The 19,437-nt window shown below is 60.1% G+C and carries 16 protein-coding genes; 12 read left to right on the forward strand and 4 right to left on the reverse strand.

The annotated features are described in order from the left end of the window. Nucleotides 1-141: 141 nt before the first annotated feature. Genes LA304_RS16135 through LA304_RS16145 form a run of 3 tightly spaced genes read right to left on the reverse strand, consistent with a single transcriptional unit; the run spans nucleotide 142 to nucleotide 2,315 of the window. Nucleotides 142-630 carry a CinA family protein gene (locus LA304_RS16135; protein WP_224504195.1) on the reverse strand — a complete coding sequence of 163 codons (489 nt, stop codon included), beginning with the start codon at nucleotides 628-630 and terminating at the stop codon, nucleotides 142-144. After that, nucleotides 627-1,124 carry a phosphatidylglycerophosphatase A family protein gene (locus LA304_RS16140; protein WP_224504196.1) on the reverse strand — a complete coding sequence of 166 codons (498 nt, stop codon included), beginning with the start codon at nucleotides 1,122-1,124 and terminating at the stop codon, nucleotides 627-629. Before LA304_RS16140 ends, LA304_RS16135 begins: the two co-directional genes overlap by 4 nt. A 24-nt stretch (nucleotides 1,125-1,148) precedes the next feature. Continuing rightward, on the reverse strand, nucleotides 1,149-2,315 hold the full coding sequence (locus LA304_RS16145) for a bifunctional 2-C-methyl-D-erythritol 4-phosphate cytidylyltransferase/2-C-methyl-D-erythritol 2,4-cyclodiphosphate synthase (protein WP_224504197.1): 1,167 nt from the start codon (nucleotides 2,313-2,315) through the stop codon (nucleotides 1,149-1,151). A 168-nt stretch (nucleotides 2,316-2,483) separates the two neighbouring features. On the opposite strand from LA304_RS16145, the gene dusB reads away from it, so the two are divergent. From dusB to LA304_RS16195, 10 genes are all read left to right on the forward strand, one after another. Beyond that, a complete protein-coding gene (gene dusB, locus LA304_RS16150; RefSeq protein ID WP_224504198.1) occupies nucleotides 2,484-3,464 on the forward strand; it encodes a tRNA dihydrouridine synthase DusB in 981 nt (326 codons plus the stop codon). Next, a complete protein-coding gene (locus LA304_RS16155; protein ID WP_224504199.1) occupies nucleotides 3,461-4,540 on the forward strand; it encodes a two-component system sensor histidine kinase NtrB in 1,080 nt (359 codons plus the stop codon). Before dusB ends, LA304_RS16155 begins: the two co-directional genes overlap by 4 nt. Before the next feature lie 83 nt (nucleotides 4,541-4,623). Then, nucleotides 4,624-6,003 (forward strand): response regulator, encoded by a 1,380-nt coding sequence (locus LA304_RS16160; RefSeq protein WP_224504200.1) that lies wholly within the window; start codon nucleotides 4,624-4,626, stop codon nucleotides 6,001-6,003. A 192-nt stretch (nucleotides 6,004-6,195) separates the two neighbouring features. Next, on the forward strand, nucleotides 6,196-8,418 hold the full coding sequence (locus LA304_RS16165; protein WP_224504201.1) for a sensor histidine kinase NtrY-like: 2,223 nt from the start codon (nucleotides 6,196-6,198) through the stop codon (nucleotides 8,416-8,418). Between the two features lie 21 nt (nucleotides 8,419-8,439). Next, nucleotides 8,440-9,843: a nitrogen assimilation response regulator NtrX gene (ntrX, locus tag LA304_RS16170; RefSeq protein WP_224504202.1), complete on the forward strand. Its 1,404-nt coding sequence runs from the start codon at nucleotides 8,440-8,442 to the stop codon at nucleotides 9,841-9,843. A gap of 57 nt (nucleotides 9,844-9,900) precedes the next feature. Further along, the gene (gene trkA, locus LA304_RS16175; RefSeq protein WP_396022205.1) at nucleotides 9,901-11,289 is read left to right on the forward strand and encodes a Trk system potassium transporter TrkA; all 1,389 of its coding nucleotides are present in this window, start codon (nucleotides 9,901-9,903) and stop codon (nucleotides 11,287-11,289) included. Then, a complete protein-coding gene (locus tag LA304_RS16180) occupies nucleotides 11,289-12,836 on the forward strand; it encodes a TrkH family potassium uptake protein (RefSeq protein WP_396022201.1) in 1,548 nt (515 codons plus the stop codon). Before trkA ends, LA304_RS16180 begins: the two co-directional genes overlap by 1 nt. 177 nt (nucleotides 12,837-13,013) lie before the next feature. Continuing rightward, entirely contained in the window at nucleotides 13,014-13,250 is a 237-nt protein-coding gene (gene hfq / locus LA304_RS16185; RefSeq protein WP_224504205.1) for an RNA chaperone Hfq, read from the forward strand. A gap of 125 nt (nucleotides 13,251-13,375) precedes the next feature. After that, nucleotides 13,376-14,716 carry a GTPase HflX gene (hflX, locus tag LA304_RS16190; protein WP_224504206.1) on the forward strand — a complete coding sequence of 447 codons (1,341 nt, stop codon included), beginning with the start codon at nucleotides 13,376-13,378 and terminating at the stop codon, nucleotides 14,714-14,716. Between the two features lie 3 nt (nucleotides 14,717-14,719). Next, nucleotides 14,720-15,058 carry a hypothetical protein gene (locus tag LA304_RS16195; RefSeq protein WP_224504207.1) on the forward strand — a complete coding sequence of 113 codons (339 nt, stop codon included), beginning with the start codon at nucleotides 14,720-14,722 and terminating at the stop codon, nucleotides 15,056-15,058. 18 nt (nucleotides 15,059-15,076) lie between these two features. Here LA304_RS16195 and LA304_RS16200 read toward each other — a convergent pair whose 3' ends face one another. Further along, a complete protein-coding gene (locus LA304_RS16200) occupies nucleotides 15,077-17,539 on the reverse strand; it encodes a penicillin acylase family protein (protein WP_224504208.1) in 2,463 nt (820 codons plus the stop codon). Between the two features lie 110 nt (nucleotides 17,540-17,649). Between LA304_RS16200 and LA304_RS16205 the strand changes: the two genes are divergently transcribed. After that, nucleotides 17,650-18,525: an NAD(P)-dependent oxidoreductase gene (locus tag LA304_RS16205; protein WP_224504209.1), complete on the forward strand. Its 876-nt coding sequence runs from the start codon at nucleotides 17,650-17,652 to the stop codon at nucleotides 18,523-18,525. 98 nt (nucleotides 18,526-18,623) lie between these two features. Next, complete coding sequence (locus tag LA304_RS16210; RefSeq protein ID WP_224504210.1) at nucleotides 18,624-19,328, forward strand: RlmE family RNA methyltransferase; 705 nt, start codon at nucleotides 18,624-18,626, stop codon at nucleotides 19,326-19,328. Nucleotides 19,329-19,437: the final 109 nt, after the last annotated feature.

Consider the following 19,437-nt stretch of genomic DNA (forward strand, 5'->3'; position numbering starts at 1 on the left):
GGGGGCGTAGAGCGGATTTAATATGCTCGCAAAAGACTCAAAATGAGAAAATACAGTTTAAAAAATAATCAAATATGAAAGTAGCTACAAAATGTGCGAAATAATATCACAATGATTAAGAAATAAACAAAAGTGAATCCGTTAGGCGTTCAGCGCGACGCGGATCAAATTGAGCGCATGACTAACAGTCGCCGCACGGACTTGGGAGCGGCCGATGGCGCCGAACTCCACCGTTTCCGTCAACGTCTCTCGCCCTTCAATCGCGAGGCCGAAACAGACGCGGCCTTCGGGCTTGTGCTCTGATCCGCCCGGGCCGGCGATGCCCGTGACAGCCACAGCGATCTGTGCGGCGGATTTGCGGAGTGCGCCCTCGGACATTTCCCGCGCGATCTCCTCAGACACCGCACCGAATTGAGCGAGGGTGACAGGCGAGGCGCCGAGCATCTCGCGCTTGGCGGCGTTCGAATAGGTGACAAAACCCCGATCCACGACATCCGACGAGCCCGGCACCTCGGTCAAAGCCCCCGCGATCAATCCGCCCGTGCAGCTTTCAGCCGTGGCGATCATCAGCCCCTCAGCCCGCGCGAGTGAGAGAACTTCTGTCGCCAGTTCGAACAGCGTGTCCGTCATTGCAGTACGCCGTGGTAGAAGCCTGCGAAGAGCACGACGACGATGGCCGCCATAATGCCCGCGATCACATCGTCGAGCATCACGCCCAGCGCATCGCCACGGCGGTCTGCCCAACCGACAGGGCCTGGTTTCCAGATGTCAAACAGGCGGAAGGCGATGAAGGCGGTTGGCCACGCAGGCCATAGCGCAGTGGAGGGTGCACCCGCCATCGCGGAGCCGATGGAGAGCGGGATGAGGGCGATCCATTGGCCGACCACTTCGTCGATGACGATCTCGGACGGGTCTTCGTTATCGCCGCCGCGGGTCATGACTTTCGTGGCCCACCAACCTGCGAAGAAGGCAATGACGATGCCGATGAGGACGCCGGGGACGCCGAAGATCGCGTCCAGCACCCAAAAGAGGGGCAGGGCGACGAAGGAGCCCCATGTGCCCGGCGCGGGTTTCAGATAGCCGGTTTTCGCGACAGTTCCGATCAGGACGGCAGCTTTGTTCATTGTGTTTCTCCCTAGTCCTGCGGCTCAGGATTGTTTGATCAGCGCCGCGGTAGCAATCGAAGCGATGCCTTCTTCGCGACCGGTGAAGCCGAGGCGCTCTGACGTGGTGGCTTTGACGGACACCTTTGACACATCGACACCCATGATGTCGGCGAGCGCCTCGCGCATGGCGACAGCATGGGGGCCGACTTTGGGTCGTTCACAAACCAGCGTCACATCGCAGTTCATCATCTCATAGCCCATCTCGCGGGCGAGGTTGATGGCGTGACGCAGGAAAATATGGCTTTCGGCACCCTTCCACTGCGGATCGGAGGGCGGGAAGTGCTGACCAATGTCGCCCTTTGCCAGAGCGCCGTAGATCGCGTCGGTCAGAGCGTGCATGCCGACGTCCGCATCAGAGTGGCCTTGCAGGGTGCGGTTGTGCGGCACCTTTACGCCGCAGAGCCATACGTGATCGCCCTCGCCAAACCGGTGAACGTCGTAGCCATTGCCGAGACGGATATCCATCCGAGCAGTCTCCTTCTGACGGGCCCGTTCCGCCAAGAGCGCTTCTGCGCGGGCGAAATCCTCGGGCCATGTGATTTTGAAATTCTCTTCCGACCCTTGCGTGATCGCGACGTCAATCCCTGCGGCGCGGGCCACTTCGACATCATCGGCGGCGGTCCCGTCGTGCTGACGGTGTGCCTCTAATATATGCGCGAAATGGAAAGCCTGCGGGGTTTGCGCGCGGTATAAATTGCTTCGGTCGCGGGTGCCATCGACGAAAGTGCCTGTCTCTTGGGCGGTCCCGTGCCAGAGCGCGTCCGTGATGGCGAGGGCAGGGGCTGCGCCCGAATGCGTGTCGAGTGCCGCGATCACCTCTATGATCACTGCGGGCGGGATAAGCGCGCGCGCACCATCGTGGATGAGCACGCGGGTCACACCGGATCCTTCGAGCGCCTCAAGCCCCCTGCGCACGGACTCCCCGCGAAGCGCACCCCCCGCGACAAGCGTCACATCTTCAAGCCCTTGAACATGTTCGACATCGTCAACATGGTGGACCACGACGACCTCGTCCACAAAGGGGCGAAACGCCTCAATCGTATGGTCGAGCACACGCGCCGACCCGAGCGATTGCCATTGTTTTGGCAATTCTCCTCCGGCGCGGCTTCCACGGCCTGCGGCAACGATCAGGGCGGCTGTCTTTGTCATGCGCTCTGGTTAATCGGTGGCAGGCGGGCTTGCAATGCGTCGTTTTCATACGGCGGATTTGGTTAAAAAATGGGCAACGGCACTTTTTAGCCACTTTTTTACCCGCGATCCTTTGCGACTCGGGGGTTTGACCTCTATCCCTATCTCAAACGCACAAGGATTAATCGCTTGCCCGTTCGATTGGCGACAATAGCACTGGACCCTCCCGTGTTTCTGGCCCCTATGGCCGGGATCACCGATTTGCCGTTCCGTGAACTGGTGAGCTCTTTCGGTGCAGGTTTGGTCGTGTCCGAGATGGTCGCCTCCCATGATATGTTGAATGCCCGTCCTGGGTCGCGGGAGAAGGCGGAGCTCGGGTTCGGCGTCGAAAACACCGCTGTTCAACTCGCCGGACGCGAGGCCGAGCCGATGGCGCTCGCTGCAAAGATGGCGCAGGACAACGGCGCAAAGATCATCGACATCAATATGGGCTGCCCCGCGAAAAAGGTGGTGTCCGGTTATTCCGGCTCTGCGCTCATGCGCGATCTCGACCATGCGCTGACCCTGATAGACGCCGTTGTTGGGGCTGTTTCCGTGCCGGTGACTCTCAAAACGCGGCTCGGTTGGGATGATGCTCTGCTGAACGCGCCGGAACTCGCGCGACGCGCAGAGGCCGCTGGCATTCAGATGATCACCATTCATGGCCGTACCCGTTGTCAGTTCTATAAAGGCCGCGCGGATTGGGCGGCTATTCGGGCCGTCAAAGAGGCGGTGTCTATTCCGGTGATTGCAAACGGTGACATTATCTCTGCCGAAGCCGCCGATGAGGCGATGACCAAGTCCGGCGCTGACGGGGTGATGATCGGACGCGGGGCGCAAGGGCGTCCGTGGGTGCTTGCCCAAGTTGCCGCCAACATGACCGGCGCGCCGAAGCCGTCTGTGCCGAACGGCGCTGCGCTCGCCGATATGGTCTGCGCCCATTATGAGGCGGGGTTGTCCTTTTACGGCGCCGATCTCGGCAGCCGCGTGATGCGCAAACATCTCGGCTGGTACATGGACGAGGCGGCATCGCTGCCCGATCTGCGCAAAAAGGTTTTGACTGAACGTGATCCTAAGGCGGTTCTGGCGCTTCTGCCGGATGCCTTGTTGTCCGGGGAGTGCGTCGCATGAGCGATGATCGTTTCAATACGCTTTGGCCGTCTTTGCCGGTTCCTGCGATCATGATTGAGGCGGATGACCTGATCGGAGAGATCAACCCCTCCGCCGAGCAGTTCCTGAATGCCTCCGCGAAGTCTCTCCGTGGGACGCCGGTCTTTGACAAGCTGGCCATTGACGCGCCTCTGGAAGAAGCCTTCGCACGCGTGCGCCGCGACGATTCTGCGATGTTTATCAACAATGTGGACGTGTCCGGCGGGAATGCTCCGCCCGTGCAGTGCAATATCCAGATCGCGCCGCTTCAGGGCTACAAAGGGTCGCTGATCCTGTTGATGGAGCCGCGCCAGATCGCGGACCGTCTCGGGCGGTCGCATCAGGTGAAAAGCTCCGCGCGATCCGCAATCGGCATGGCCGAGATGCTCGCGCATGAGATCAAGAACCCGCTCGCGGGGATCACGGGGGCGGCACAGCTTCTCTCCATGAGCCTCACGCCCGAAGACCAAGAGTTGACCGATCTGATCGTGGCGGAAAGCCGTCGGATTGTTGCGCTGCTCGAACAGGTCGAACAATTCGGCAATCTGCGTCCGCCAGAGAAGCGCGCGATCAACATTCATGATATGCTCGACCGTGCGCGCAAGTCCGCAGAGCTGTCCTACGGCGCGAAGATGAAGTTCATTGAGGAGTTCGATCCCTCGCTGCCGCCGACCTATGTGGACGGAGACCAGCTTTTGCAGGTCTTCATGAACCTGATCAAGAACGCCTCCGAGGCCGCAGGCAAAGAGGGCGGGACGATCCGGCTCAAGACCTTCTACGATCTCTCCCTGCGTTTGCGTCGCAAGGACGGGACGGGGGGCGCGCTGCCTCTGCAGGTTCAGATCATCGACGACGGACCGGGCCTGCCGCCCGAGATCGCGTCCGATGTGTTCGAGCCATTTGTTTCGGGCCGTGAAAACGGGACGGGCCTCGGCCTCGCGCTGGTGAGCAAGATCATCTCGGACCACGAAGGCTGGATCTCCGTCGATTCCGTGCCTGGGAAAACCGTATTCCGCATCTCTCTTCCGGTCGCGCCGAAGGGCGCGAAGGAAACCTGAGCTGCGCTGACCAATGACCCCTCTTCAGAGGGAACCGCACGAGGCGTTCCGGCGTGTCGTTGCAGAATTAAGGAGTGGAAACTATGGATGGCACGATCCTCGTTGCTGATGATGACCGGACAATCCGGACGGTCCTGACCCAGGCGCTCACCCGCGCCGGATGTAAGGTCCACGCGACCTCGTCTCTTGTGACGCTGATGCGTTGGGTTGAGGAAGGGAAGGGGGATCTGGTCATCTCCGACGTGATGATGCCCGACGGGAACGGTCTCGAGAGCCTGCCGCGCATCGCAGAGCTGCGCCCGGGTCTGCCCGTCATTGTGATCTCCGCACAGAACACCATCATGACCGCCATTCAGGCGGCTGAGGCCGAAGCGTTCGATTATCTGCCGAAGCCTTTCGATCTGCCGGACCTCATGAAGCGCGCGGCCAAGGCGCTTGAAGTCAAACGTCGTGCCAACCCCGCGCCGTCGAACGCCAAAGCACCGTCCGAGAGCGCCACTCAGGAAGATCTTCCGCTCGTGGGTCGCACGCCCGCCATGCAGACGCTCTACCGTCTCGTCGCGCGTGTGATGAACACCGACCTGCCGGTTCTTATCACAGGTGAATCCGGCACGGGCAAATCCCTCATCGCCCGCGCGATCCACGATTTCTCCGATCGTCGCAGCCTCCCGTTCGTGGTCGTGTCCGCCTCTGATCTGGCGACGATGGAAGGCCCAGCTGCGGTGATCTCCAAGGCCAAAAACGGTTCCATCCTCTTTGACGAAGTTGGTGATCTCGATGAAGAGGCGCAGGCCCGTATCGTGCGGATGCTCGACAGCTTTACCGACAACGCACCACGGATCATGGCGACGTCTCAGGCCAATCTGGCGTCCAAAATGGAATCCGGTGCCTTCCGTCAGGACCTGTTCTATCGTCTCGGCGGTGTGACGATTTCCGTGCCGTCGCTGCGCGAGCGTGTGGACGATATTCCGCTTCTGGCTGATTTCTTCCTCTCGAAAGCCGAGCGTGACGGTCTCTCCGCGCGCCGCTTCTCTAACGAGGCGATGGATCTCGTGCGGGCCTATAGCTGGCCGGGGAACGTGCGGCAGTTGGAAAACACCATTCGCCGCCTGATCGTGACCTCTCCCGAAGAGGAAATCACGCGCATGGAAGTCGAGACCGTGCTCGGCAACCAGCCGGCCATGGAGCCGCTCCAGGGTGGCGGAGACGGTGAAAAGCTGTCCTCCTCCGTGGCAAAGCACCTGCGCCGGTATTTCGATCTCCACGGTGGCGTTCTGCCCGCTCCGGGTCTCTATCAGCGAATTTTGAAGGAAGTTGAGCAACCTCTCATCGAAATCGCGCTCGATGCAGTCGGCGGAAATCAGGCAAAATGTGCTGATCTTCTCGGTATCAACCGCAATACCTTGCGCAAAAAGATCAACGACCTCGATATTCAGGTGACACGCCGCCGCAAACTGATGTAAAAACATCACATCCGTTGTGATTTGGGCGCAGTGACCGCGAAGTCACGTTCGATGCGTCGTTTTGGCAACGGTTTCTGATTTCTCCCCGTAACGCCCGATAGAGGTGTGAGGTATAGATGTCAGATGTTGAGTGATGCGAGCAGAGGTTTCCGAGTGGAACGCAACCTTGGGAGAGAAAGCTGGAATCGCCTGATGCGCCTGCGGCGCGCGCGGCGGTGGCAGAATGCGGCGACGGTGGCGGTCTTTGTCCTCGGTCCGCTTCTCGCTGTGCTGACCTTTCTTGTGCTCGGTCCGCTGGACCACGGACCCGCGTCGAGTGTCCTTAGAGCTGTGTTGCTCGCGGATGTTGTCTATGTGCTCGTCGTGGCGAGCCTCGTCGCCATTCGTATAGCGCGGGTCATCTCGGCCCGGCGCGCACACTCAGAAGGCTCGCGCCTTCACCTGCGTCTATCCGGCGCATTTGTCCTGCTCGCGCTCATCCCGACCATCACGGTCGCAGTCTTTGCTGTCGTGACGGTGAATTTTGGTCTTGAAGGCTGGTTCTCCGACCGTGTGCGCAATGTGGTCGGCTCCTCTTTGGAGGCGGCAACCGCCTACGAGACCGAACACAGAGACGGTCTGGCGGAAGATACGCGGGCGCTCGCGGGGTTCCTCGTTGAAAACCGCCGCTCTGTGACGATCCTGCCCGACGGCGCGCTCAGACAGGTGCTCAATCAGGGGCAGGGCCTTATTCAGCGCGGCCTGCGTGAGGCCTATGTGATCAACCGCGCAGGCGAAATCAAAGCGCGCGGGGATCGCTCCTATCTCTTTGATTATGAACAACCGTCTGAGGAAGACCTCTCCCGCGCAGAGAGCGGGGAGCTTGTTCTTATCGACGATTGGGACAACAACGAAAGCCGTGCGCTCCAACGTCTCTCTGGCTTCTCGGATCGTTACCTCTATGTGACCCGCGAAGTAGACGGGAATATCCTCAATCTACTCGATGAGACGCAGGATAGCATCGCGCTCTACAACCAGCTTGAGAGCGATCGCGGGAGGCTGCTTTTTGAATTCGGCCTGATCTACATCGGGTTCGCGATTATTCTCATCTTGGCGGCGACATGGCTCGGCCTGTGGTTTGCCGAGCGCCTTGCTCGCCCGATCGGTCGTCTGGCGGGGGCGGCGAAGCGCGTGGGTGAGGGCGATATGACGGTCCGCGTGCCTGAAGAGAGCAGTCAGGACGAGATTGCCACCCTTGGCCGCGTGTTCAACCAGATGACGGGGCAGCTCAAGGTCCAGCGCGACGAGCTCTTGGAGCAGAACGCGCAGATCGAGCGGCGGCGCCGGCTCTTTGACTCAGTCGTGTCCTCTGTAACCGCGGGGGTGATCGCGTTGGATGCGGATGGCACGGTGACCCTGATGAACCGCTCGGCGGAATCTCTGCTGTCGATCCACGAAGAGGATGGTTCAGGGCGGCCGATTTCTCTCGTGGTGCCGGAGTTCGGACCTCTGTTCGACCACCTGCGCCAGCAAGGCCGCGAAGTGGCACAGGAAGAACTGCACCTGATCCGCTCCGGTGCGCAGGAGAGCCTCCTCGTCCGGATCGCAACGCGACGTGACGTGACCGGTGCGCTTGAGGGCTACGTGGTTGCCTTTGATGATGTGACCGACCTCGTGAGTGCCCAGCGGATGGCTGCGTGGGGTGACGTGGCACGGCGTATCGCGCATGAGATCAAAAACCCGCTCACACCGATCCAGCTCTCTGCCGAGCGCATCCTGCGCAAGTTCGGGCGTGGTCTTGATGAGGAGGCACGCGAGGATCTCGAGCAATACACCTCCGTAATTGTGCGTCAGACGGGCGATCTACGCCGCATCGTGGATGAATTCTCCAAATTCGCCCGAATGCCGACGCCGGACTGTCGCGAGCAGGATTTAGTCGAACTGGTGAAGGGCGCGGTCCTACTTCAGCAGAATGCGCAGCCTGATGTGGAAATTGTGTTCGAGACAACAGAACGTGAGGCCTGGGCCGAAGTCGATGGGACGATGATCGGACAGGCGTTCACAAACTTGATTAAGAATGCCGGGGAGGCCATTGAATCTCTGTGTGAAAATGGCGCTCCAGAGGGGCATGAGCCGCGCATTCGTGTGGGGCTTTCGAAAGACGGTAGCGAGATTGCGATCAGTGTGACGGACAACGGCATCGGGCTACCTGAGGACCGTTCGCGCCTGTTCGAGCCCTACGTGACGACGCGGGCGAGCGGGACCGGATTGGGTCTGCCAATTGTGAAGAAGATTATCGAAGAACATGGGGGAACTCTGACGCTCACCGACGGTGTTGCGATTGATCCCTCGGGGCGCATCGGCGCGCAGGCCTGTGTGCGCCTGATGTCGATGCAGGAAGTGAATACGAATGAAAAACAAAAAGTTGCAGTCTGAAGTGAAGGCCGGGAGTAGAGTATGTCTGACATTCTGATCGTCGATGATGAGCGTGATATCCGCGAGTTGATCGGGGATATCTTGCAGGACGAAGGCTTCGAGACACGGTTGGCGTCGAACTCGGACGAATGCATGCGCGAGATTAACTCTGCCGTGCCGGCACTGATGATCCTCGATATCTGGCTCAAAGACAGTGACATGGACGGGATCGACATTCTCAAACATGTCAAACGTGAGCACCCTCAAGTGCCCATCATCATCATATCCGGTCACGGCAACATCGAGATTGCGGTCGCGGCGATTAAACAGGGGGCCTACGACTTTATCGAGAAGCCGTTCAACATTGACCAACTCATGGTCGTGATTGGTCGTGCGATGGAGGCCTCGCGCCTCCGCCGTGAAAACGCGACGCTCAAGAGGTCTTCCGGCGGCGATGTTGAGATGATCGGTGTCTCTGCGGCGTTCAAGGCGCTCAAGGGCAATCTCGACAAGGTGACGAAATCGAACGGTCGTGTGATGCTCACCGGTCCTGCGGGCGTCGGGAAAGAGGTCGCCGCGCGTTACATTCATACCCAGAGCGAGCGACGGGATGCGCCTTTTGTGACGGTGTCTTCTGCGACCATCGAACCGGATCGGATGGAAGAGGTGCTCTTCGGGCGTGAGAGCGTGGAGCGCGGCATCGAGAAAGGTTTGCTGGAAGAGGCCAATGGCGGCGTCATCTATTTCGACGAGGTGGCGGATATGCCGCTCGGCACGCAGTCGAAAATCCTGCGCGTCCTCGTGGATCAGCGCTTTACCCGCGTCGGTGGCGGGGCGCAGGTCTCGGTCGATTTACGTGTGATCTCCTCGACATCCCGCGATCTGCTTGCGGAGATCGAAGGCGGCACATTTCGCGAAGAACTCTATCACCGCCTGAATGTTGTGCCGATCGAGGTGCCGGGGCTGGAGAAGCGCCGTGAGGATATTCCGGAGCTGGCTGCCTACTTTATCGAGAAGCTGAACCGCGAACAGGGGCTGCCGCTGCGCAATCTTTCCGAGGATGCCTCGGCGATGTTGCAGACGATGGGATGGCCCGGAAACGTCCGTCAGCTCAAGAATGTGATCGAACGTGTGCTCATTCTCGGCGAGCCGTCAGGCGATATTGACGCGAGTGAGCTTCCTGCACAAGAAAGCAGCGCGGAGAGCGACGGGCAGGCCATGCTGTCTCCGGCGATCGCCACCTTGCCGTTGCGCGAGGCGCGCGAGGTGTTCGAACGCGAATATTTGCTCACTCAAATCAATCGCTTCGGCGGAAATATCTCCCGCACCGCGACCTTTGTTGGCATGGAGCGCTCGGCCCTTCACCGCAAGCTCAAGTCGCTCGGTGTCGTGACTGGAAACAAACAGGGCAATCGTGTTGCCTATGTTTCCGAAGAGGCGGAGTAAAACGCACGCGGGTGTTGACCCTCCACCAGCAACCTGACAAGGCTGTCGCTAGGCAAGATAGGTGATGTGATGAAAGTCATCATTTGTGGCGCAGGTCAGGTCGGGTGGCAGATCGCCAAACAGCTTTCGGGCGAAAAGAACGATGTGACCGTTGTCGACAACAATCCGGCACTGGTGAGACGCGCGACGGACACGCTTGATGTTCAGGGGATTGAGGGGCACGCCTCCTATCCCGATGTGCTCGACCGTGCGGGGGCACGTGACGCCGATATGGTGATCGCGGCAACGCATTCCGACGAGGTGAATATGGTCACCTGTCAGGTCGCGCATTCCGTCTTTGCGGTCCCGCGCAAAATCGCGCGTTTGCGGGCGCAGAGCTATTTGACGGCAATCTATTCCGATCTCTACCGGCGCGATCACATGCCGATCGACGTGGTGATCAGCCCGGAACGCGAGGTGGCTGAGGCCGCTTTGCGGCGTCTGGCGGCACCGGCCGCGTTCGATACGCAGACCTTTCTGGCTGGGCGCGCGCAGCTGCTCGGGATTTACCTCGAAGAGGATTGCGCCGTCCTCAATACATCTCTCGGCGAGCTGACCGAACTCTTCTCGACTCTGCGTGCCATTGTCGTGGGTGTACGTCGTGAGGGCCGTCTGTTTGCCCCGACGAAGGGTGATCAGCTTTTCGCGGGGGATGAAGTCTATGTCTTCGCGAAGTCCGAGGACATCACGCGGACGCTAGAGATTTTCGGCAAGACGCACTCCAAACAGGAGCGTGTGGTCATTCTCGGCGGCGGGAACGTCGGTCTCGCCGTGGCTCAGGCGCTCGAGACTCGGACGGAGCGGGTGCGCACAAAAATCGTGGAGCGGAACCGTGCCGTGGCAGAACGCGCTGCAGACAGTCTGGAACGCACGATTGTTCTCAATGGCGATGCGCTCGACCATGAAATTCTCGCCGAGGCGGGGATCAGCCGCTCTGATGCCGTGCTCTGCGTGACCGACGACGATAAGGTGAACATGCTCGCCGCTGTGCGGGCAAAGCAGGCCGGATCGCGGATGGCAATCTGTCTCGTGAATGATCCGTCACTTGTGTCCATTCTTAACGCCCTCGACATTGACGCCTATATCAACCCGCGTGCGACGACCGTCTCGTCCATCCTGCGTCACATTCGTCACGGGCGTGTGCGCAACGTCTACTCCATCGGTGACGGTGAGGCAGAAGTCATCGAGGCACAGGTGCTCTCGACTTCGCCGATTTCTGGCAAACGGATCAAAGACATCGCGTTTCCGGAAGGGGCGCTCGTGGGGGCGATCAGCAAGGGCGATGACTACGTTAAACCGAAAGGGGACACGCGCATTGATGAAGGGGATGTGATCACTATCTTCGCGCTCGCGAATGACGTGCCCGAGGTTGAACGGCTTCTCCAAGTGTCCATCGACTATTTCTAATGAACCGCTTCTCGCGCATGCCGTTTTTCGTCCAGCTGATGCTGGTCTCCGGGGGGGCGATGCAGATCCCCGCGATCTACGGACTTGTGCTGGACGAAATGTTCGTCTCGCGGACCTTCTTTTATTCGGGCATCCTGTTTTGCACCTTGGCGGTCTTTATCGCGATTGCGCGCTACCGCCCCGGGGCGTCCGAGGATCGTGAGAGCAAGCGTGATCGCGACCGCGAAGGGCGCAATCAGCTTTTGACGCTTGTGGCGACTTACACGTTGTTGCCGCTGATCCTCGCGGTGCCATTCTCCGAAGCCACCCGCGACACGACCTATTTCAACGCCTATTTCGAGATGGTTTCAGCGCTGACCACCACGGGTGCGACCCTGTTCGATGATCCCGCGCGGCTCTCTGATCCGGTGCACCTGTGGCGGGCGCTGGTGGGGTGGCTCGGCGGATTGTTCGCGTGGGTGACAGCAGTGGCCGTGCTTGCGCCGCTCAATCTTGGTGGGTTCGAGGTCATTTCTTCGCGCCAACCCGGTCAGTCCGAAGTGCGCGCGACGCAGATCACCCGCATCGCGGCCGCGCCGGAACGTCTGGCGAAATTCACGTCCAAGCTCTTTCCCGTCTATCTCGGACTGACCCTCGCGCTCTGGTTCGCTTTGGCGATGGTGGGATCGTCAGGATATGTGGCGCTCTGTCACGCAATGTCGGTGATGGCGACCTCGGGCATCTCTCCGGTCGGAGGGCTGACGCAGGCCAACACCGGCTTTTTCGGGGAATTGGTGATCTTCGCCTTCCTGTTCCTCGCAGTCTCGCGCAAGACCTTCACGGTAGATGAAACGCGCCTCGACGCGCCGCCGCTCTACCGCGACCCCGAGGTGAAGATCGGTATGTCACTGATCATCCTTATCCCTGTCTTCCTGTTCCTGCGCCATTGGGTTGCGGTGTTGGAAGTGTCCGGCGATTGGACCTTCACGCGCGCCATTTCCTCGCTTTGGGGCGGGACGTTCATGGTGCTGTCCTTCCTCTCGACCGCCGGATTTGAAAGCAGCGGCTGGGAAGAGGCGCGGCTGTGGTCCGGGCTTCAAGCCCCGGGGGTTCTTCTCATGGGGCTTGCGCTCTTCGGGGGCGGGGTGGCGACCACGGCGGGCGGGGTGAAACTTCTCCGGCTCTATGCGCTCGTGCGGCACGGAGAGCGCGAGATCGAGAAACTGATCTCTCCGCACTCTGTTGGCGGTGCGGGCGCGATGGCCCGCCGCATCCGACGGGAGGGGGCCTATGTGGCATGGGTTTACTTCATGGTCTTCGCCTTCACGATTGCGGCGGTCATGATGCTTCTGTCGCTGTTGGGGCTCCATTTCGAGCCTGCGGTGGTGTTTACGATTTCGGCCCTGACGACGACCGGGCCGCTTGTCGATGTCGCGGGAGATTCCTCGCTCAGCTATGCGAGTCTCGGCACGGCGGAGAAATCTGTGCTCGCAGGAGCGATGGTTTTGGGGCGTCTGGAGATGCTTGCAATCATCGCGCTGCTTAATCCCGACTTTTGGCGTCGTTAGCGCAACCATCATTTTTCGCCCCGTTTTATGGCGCATAATTGCGTCGGTTGCACAGGGAAGAAGCGGAAAATCAGGCGCTTATCTTGACATTCCGCAAATCTCGCGATGAGGTGTCGTCATCCGCTGTCGCCCGAGGGACAGTTCGCATCATAAAGCGCAAGAAAAAGGCAAAAGACTATGGCCGGTGATAAACAAAATCTTCAGGACGCATTCCTCAATCATGTTCGCAAGACCAAGGTGCCCGTCACGATCTTCCTGATCAACGGCGTCAAGCTGCAGGGCGTGATTACGTGGTTCGATAACTTCTGCGTTCTCCTGCGCCGCGATGGTCAATCGCAACTCGTGTACAAACACGCGATTTCGACCATCATGCCCGCCCAGCCGATCAACCTGTACGACGGCGAAGAAGGCTGATCCCCTTCGATTTATGACGATTTGGGGCCTGCTCGGACATCCGACGCGGGCCTTTGGTCTGGACAAACCTGCGTCGCACCCCTTGCGCCTGTGCGGTCCGCGCCCTAAGTGGCGCATGAGGGTTCATGGCCAGTCTTTCGGCGCAGAACCAGACGACAAAGGAGGCCCGATTGGGCGATTTCTACGACCACGAGGTTCAACCAACCCGCGCATGGGTGCTGCATCCCGACATTACATCCGACCGCGACAGGCGCGATGCGCAGGCGGGACTTGAGGAAGCGATCGCGCTCGCGGGAGCTTTGCCCAATCTTGAAGTGATCGGTGCAGACGTTGTGCGGCTTCCGCGAATCCAGCCGGGGCATCTGTTCGGGACGGGTAAGATCGACGAGTTGAAAGAGCGCCTCAAGGCGGCAGAAGTCGAACTCGTGCTCATCGACGGACCCGTCAGTCCGGTGCAGCAGCGGAACCTTGAGAAAATCTGGAAGGTCAAATTGCTCGACCGGACGGGTCTCATCCTCGAAATCTTCTCCGACCGTGCGCGCACCCGAGAAGGTGTGCTTCAGGTCGAAATGGCGGCGCTCAGTTATCAGCGCACGCGCCTCGTGCGGGCGTGGACCCACCTTGAACGTCAGCGGGGTGGTCTCGGCTTCGTGGGTGGTCCCGGTGAGACGCAGATCGAGGCCGACCGCCGCGCCATTGACGAGCAACTGACCCGTTTGCGTCGCCAGCTAGAGAAAGTCGTAAAAACACGCGAATTGCACCGCGCATCCCGTGCGAAAGTGCCGTTCCCCATTGTTGCGCTCGTTGGTTACACCAACGCGGGCAAATCGACCTTCTTTAACAAAGTCACCGGCGCCGACGTGTTCGCCAAAGACATGCTCTTTGCAACGCTCGACCCGACAATGCGACAGCTTGCGATTCCGGATGCCCATGGCGGCGACCGTGAGATCATCATGTCCGACACCGTGGGCTTTATTTCGAACCTTCCGACGCAGCTCGTAGCCGCGTTCCGCGCGACGCTCGAAGAGGTGCTTGATGCCGATCTGATCCTGCATGTGCGCGATATTTCCTCTGACGAGACCGAGCATCAAAAAGAGGACGTTCTCAAAATCCTCTCTGACCTCGGGATCAAGGAAGACGCGCCGATGCTCGAGGTCTGGAACAAGATCGACCTTCTGCCGGATGAGGCGCGTGAGGCGCGTCTCGAACGGGCTGCGGATGCCGACGATATCTTTGCAATATCGGCGGTGACGGGCGAGGGGATCGATGACCTCCTCGCGGCCGTGTCTGCCTACTTTGAGGAAGATAAGATCACCCGCGAGATGGTTTTGCCCTACGCGGAGGGGCGCAAACGGGCGTGGCTTTTCGAAGAAGGGGTTGTGCAGGCCGAGGAAATGACCGAGGAAGGCTACAAACTCAGCCTGCTCTGGACACCGCGCCAGGAAAAACAATTTCGGGAGATGTGACCCATGTCGCTCAATCTTTATCTTTTCCTGATTGAAGCCACCGCCAGCCAAGCGCTCGCGGTGCAAAAGCCCGAGGTGCGCGTCGGTGGCCGCTATATGATCAACTGTTTCGCAGTTGAAAGCTCTCTTGAAAAAGCAAAGGCCCCGCTGCCTCGCTATTTCCGCAAGATCGGCTGGAATAGTGTCGAGATCAAAGGCGAGAAGCAGGTTCCGCCAACGCTCCGCGCGATCTCTGAACCCAAACTCCGTGAGGCGGCTGAGACCGCCGCAAAACGCGGCGTGGCCTTCGTTGTTTACACCCAAGAGGTGAAACAGGCGGCCGAGGCCAAACCGGACGCCTGATCCGCGTTTTTCGTCTAATTACTGCTGTGCCGGGATCAGATGCATGATCCCGACCCCTGCCGCGCGCGCCAGTTCCGGATCGAGGCTCATCGGCACATATTCCCCGCGGCGCCATAGCTCGCCCAGATCGTCATAGTGGCGGCTCAGCGGATGACCGGATTGACCCGTGGCCGTGATGAAGACCGAGCTATCCGGATCCGCGAAATCATAGACCCCGCGATAGGCCGCGCCATGGACGTTCGCAAACGGCTCTGCGCCTTCGCCAGATGTGACGCCCCGCATCAAGGTGTTGTCGCCGCCCGAGGTGGTCTGGCGAATATTCACGACCCATTTCAGGAACGGCACCTCGCCCAAGACCGGATGGTCATGCTGCGCGATATGGGCATCGCCCCAGCGCAAGCTTTCGAGGTTGGACGAGTAGTGCTCTGCGATCCAAAGAAGCGCATCGTCGAGCGCCATGCGCGCAATGTCCGTGCAGGTCTCTTTTGGAGCGGACTGGATAACGTCGCACCAGACCGAGGCCCCGTCGATGTCGCGATAGACCCGTTCGATAAACACCGGATCTACGTGGGTGAATTCGCGCGACAGCGGGCCGATGTCGTCGCGGATCAGACGGTCCTGAAGGGCGCGCATCCATGCGTAGTAGATGAGCGGCTCCGGCAGGTGTTCGTTCATCTCCCCGTTCCATGCCGCGAGCATGTCCAAAGCATGCTGTCGTTGACGCTGTGGCGTGCCCTCGGGCGCTGCTTCTCCGGTGAACCATAGGTCGGCCCCGACGAGCGGCAGGAGCGCGCGGGCAGAGGGCGAGACGATGTCGTTCTGGATCTCGATAAAGCTATCACGCGTGTGAACTTCACGGGCCTGCATCAGGCGGGTCCAGCGCTGAATACGCTGCGTGTCGCCCCAGTGGTAGCTCAGGTGGTCAGGAAACGGCAGGTCGACGGTTTTGTTGTTCGTATTGCCGAGCACTTCGTCACGCTCCGTGGTGAATTTCGGCAGATCGTCAAAGTCACGCCAGCCCTGCCAGCGGTTCGTCTCGATCCAGCCGGGCGAGGGGATGCGGCCTTGGCTCTGATGCGCTGCATCACGACGCGGCGCGCGGCCGATGACGGCCATCTGGACACGATCCGGATCGGCCAGTGTGAGGTTCAACGACGGCGCGGCAAAGTCGCTCGCCGCAGAAAGCGCTCCGCGCATGGTGTTCGCGTGGTTTAGGGACACAAGGGCCGTCATGGAGCGGTCGTCGGGGACTAGGGCCGTCCAGTTTACTGACACGATATGTCCCGGCGGTGTGATCGTATCCACGTCAAAGGCCGTTTTTGGCAGGATCGGCCCGTTCTCGCTCCATTGCAGGGTGAGCGTGACGGGGGCAGCGTCCTTGATCTGAACAATGGAGGGGCGTGTGCGGAGCGGCGCGTAACCGCGCGGCGTGAGCACCTCGTCCGGATTGTCGGGGTTCACGCGTTCGATGTGCAGATCGGCGTCATCGAGGTAGGAGGCGGTAATGCCCCAGCCGAAGTCCTGACGTCGACCCGAGACAATCCCCGGAATACCCGGAACCGAGGCGCCGATCACGCCGCCCGTGGAAAGCTCCAGCCGCGCGAGATACCACGCGCCGGGCGCGGAAAAGCCGAGGTGGGGGTCATTGGCGAGGAGTGTTGCGCCCGTCGCTGAGCGCTCCGGAGACGCCGCCCATGCGTTGGATGCCCCCGCCAGACCGCGTTCGGGGAAGGGCGAGAGCGCGTATTTCGTGCCGCTAGTTTGCTGTCCCGGCTGTACCTCCGGAAAGAGCGCTGCGAAAGCGGGGAGGACCGCGCTACCGGTGCCGGGGGCGTCGGGCATGAGGTCTTTGAGGCGGTCGTCATTCAGGAGAAGGGAACTGCGCGCGCGCAGCACTTCGTCCGGAATTTGCTCGGACAGTTGAAGCGCGACGAGTTTCAGGATCGCGATGGAATCTGCGGGCCGCCAATAGGCGATTTCTGTCGGAAAAAGAAAGAACTCCGGTGCACCACGTCCGCGCGCGCCTGCATTCACCTCTGCAATCCACGCGTTTACACCGCGGGCATAGGCCTCTAGCGCGGCTGTCGTCTCCGGACTTTGCACAGTGGCTGACGCGAGTGCGGCGTCATAGACCCCGAGCCGCCGCATCAGGACATCGGTTTCGAACGTGCGCTCGCCGAACATCTCCGACAGTTTCCCCTGCGCCGTCCGCCGCAGGAGCATCATCTGGAATAAACGATCCTGTGCATGGGCGAAACCGAGGCCGAAATAGACGTCTTCATCTGTGGCGCCGAAAATGTGCGGCACGTTTGCGTTGTCGCGCGCGATCTCCACCGGCGCGCTGACCCCCGCGACGGGATAATCCGCATCGTAATCGGGCAGGGAACGCCCCGCGAGCCAATAGCTCAGCCACAGTCCAGCAAATGTCAGGACAACAAGTGCGGTCACAAGCTTGAACAAAATCGAAAAAATGCGGGCCATAGGCGTGTGTGGATCCAAAAGGGGGTTGCAGCTTTTCGAGTTGACGCTGGGGCGCCAATCTCTACCGTTTGCGCACGCCTTAAACCATATGTCACGCAAAGGGGAAAGCCATGGCGAAAGTCACATTTTTGGGTCTCGGAGTCATGGGATATCCGATGGCGGGGCATCTCGTTGCCAAAGGCCATGATGTCACCGTCTACAACCGCACCACAGCCAAGGCCGAGGCCTGGGCCAAGGAACACGGCGGGTCCTTTGCTGCGACGCCTGCAGCGGCCGTCGAAGGCGCTGATTTTGTGATGGCCTGTGTAGGCAACGACGACGATCTGCGGTCTGTCTGCGTTGGTGAAGACGGCGCGTTCGTGGGCATGAAATCCGGCGCGATTTTCGTGGACCACACGACGGTGAGTGCAAAAGTGACGCGGGAACTCGCCGAAATCGCAGCGGAAAAGGGCCTCGGCTATGTCGATGCGCCTGTGTCCGGCGGTCAGGCGGGGGCCGAGAACGGTGTGCTCTCTGTCATGTGTGGCGGCTCTGAGTCGGATTATGCGACAGCGGAGCCTGTCATGGCGGCTTACGGCAAGATCGTGAAGCGTCTGGGCGAGGTCGGCATGGGCCAGACCGCGAAGATGTGTAACCAGATTTGTATCGCAGGCCTCGTGCAGGGTCTCGCCGAAGCTTTGGTTTTGGCTGAAAAGTCTGGTCTTGATGGCGAAGCGCTCGTCGATGTGATTTCCGGCGGCGCGGCGGGGTCGTGGCAGATGGTCAACCGCCACAAAACCATGCTCGAGGGTCACTATGAGCACGGGTTTGCTGTCGATTGGATGCGCAAGGACCTCGCGATCTGCCTCGAAGCTGGTGATGAAGTGGGCGCGCCGATGCCGGTGACGGCGCTTGTGGATCAATTCTATAAAGACGTTCAGAACATGGGCGGTGGTCGTTGGGACACCTCATCCCTGATGGCGCGTCTCAAAGCGCTCTCGTCCTGATCTGCATCGACCTCTGAAAAGCAGCTGTATCATCCGGCTCGGTCTTCAACTGGGCCGGAAGGGCTGCTATATAGGCGTCTGACCAAAGGACGTGACCTATGCCACCCAAGAAATCTTCCGGCCGCGGCGCGCGCGATCTGCGCGTCAAAGTGAAATCCGCGCGCGGACGTAAACTGAGTTCTACGCTCTGGCTCGAACGCCAGCTCAATGACCCGTATGTCAAACGGGCCAAAGAAGAAGGCTATCGGGGTCGCGCGGCGTTCAAAATCCTTGAGATTGATGACAAATTCCGCTTTCTCGTGCCGGGCGCGCGGGTGGTCGATCTCGGCTGTGCGCCGGGGGGCTGGTGTCAGGTGGCCGTGAAGCGCGTCAATGCGCTCGGTGAGAAGTCCGGCAAGAAAGTCGGCACCATCCTCGGTGTGGACCTTCAAGAGGTCGACCCAATTGCAGGCACTGAAATTCACCAGCTTGACTTCATGGAAGACGGGGCGGACGACAAGGTCAAAGGCTGGCTTGGTGGCGAAGCCGACGTGGTCATGTCCGACATGGCGGCGGCGTCTTCCGGTCACAAGCAGACCGACCACTTGCGGATCATGGCCCTGTGTGAGGCAGCAGCCTATCTGGCTTTTGATGTCCTGTCTCCGGGCGGAACGTTTGTGGCAAAGGTGCTCGCTGGTGGGGCAGAGGGCGATTTGCAGCAAATTCTGAAGCAGAAGTTCGAGAAAGTGGTACACTTCAAACCGCCCGCATCTCGCTCGGACAGTTCCGAGAAATTCGTCGTTGCGACCGGTTTCCGCGGGTAAGGGCGCCTCACAATCGCTCAGAAAAAGGGCGTTTCGGATATGCCTTTTATGATCCACATCAATGTTGGCGCGCACCGCCGTCGATATCCTCGCGCTCATCTTTAACGTG

It is taken from the genome of Celeribacter litoreus, assembly GCF_020165855.1.
Taxonomy (GTDB): Bacteria; Pseudomonadota; Alphaproteobacteria; order Rhodobacterales; family Rhodobacteraceae; genus Celeribacter; species Celeribacter litoreus.

Coding starts and splice junctions, on each gene's coding strand:
- LA304_RS16200 (WP_224504208.1), bottom strand. CDS start 17,539: ATGGCCCGCATTTTTTCGATTTTGTTCAAGCTTGTGACCGCACTTGTT.
- LA304_RS16135 (WP_224504195.1), bottom strand. CDS start 630: ATGACGGACACGCTGTTCGAACTGGCGACAGAAGTTCTCTCACTCGCG.
- LA304_RS16180 (WP_396022201.1), top strand. CDS start 11,289: ATGAACCGCTTCTCGCGCATGCCGTTTTTCGTCCAGCTGATGCTGGTC.
- LA304_RS16140 (WP_224504196.1), bottom strand. CDS start 1,124: ATGAACAAAGCTGCCGTCCTGATCGGAACTGTCGCGAAAACCGGCTAT.
- LA304_RS16195 (WP_224504207.1), top strand. CDS start 14,720: ATGTCGCTCAATCTTTATCTTTTCCTGATTGAAGCCACCGCCAGCCAA.
- LA304_RS16165 (WP_224504201.1), top strand. CDS start 6,196: ATGCGCCTGCGGCGCGCGCGGCGGTGGCAGAATGCGGCGACGGTGGCG.
- LA304_RS16210 (WP_224504210.1), top strand. CDS start 18,624: ATGCCACCCAAGAAATCTTCCGGCCGCGGCGCGCGCGATCTGCGCGTC.
- hflX (WP_224504206.1), top strand. CDS start 13,376: ATGGCCAGTCTTTCGGCGCAGAACCAGACGACAAAGGAGGCCCGATTG.
- LA304_RS16160 (WP_224504200.1), top strand. CDS start 4,624: ATGGATGGCACGATCCTCGTTGCTGATGATGACCGGACAATCCGGACG.
- LA304_RS16205 (WP_224504209.1), top strand. CDS start 17,650: ATGGCGAAAGTCACATTTTTGGGTCTCGGAGTCATGGGATATCCGATG.
- LA304_RS16155 (WP_224504199.1), top strand. CDS start 3,461: ATGAGCGATGATCGTTTCAATACGCTTTGGCCGTCTTTGCCGGTTCCT.
- LA304_RS16145 (WP_224504197.1), bottom strand. CDS start 2,315: ATGACAAAGACAGCCGCCCTGATCGTTGCCGCAGGCCGTGGAAGCCGC.
- ntrX (WP_224504202.1), top strand. CDS start 8,440: ATGTCTGACATTCTGATCGTCGATGATGAGCGTGATATCCGCGAGTTG.
- hfq (WP_224504205.1), top strand. CDS start 13,014: ATGGCCGGTGATAAACAAAATCTTCAGGACGCATTCCTCAATCATGTT.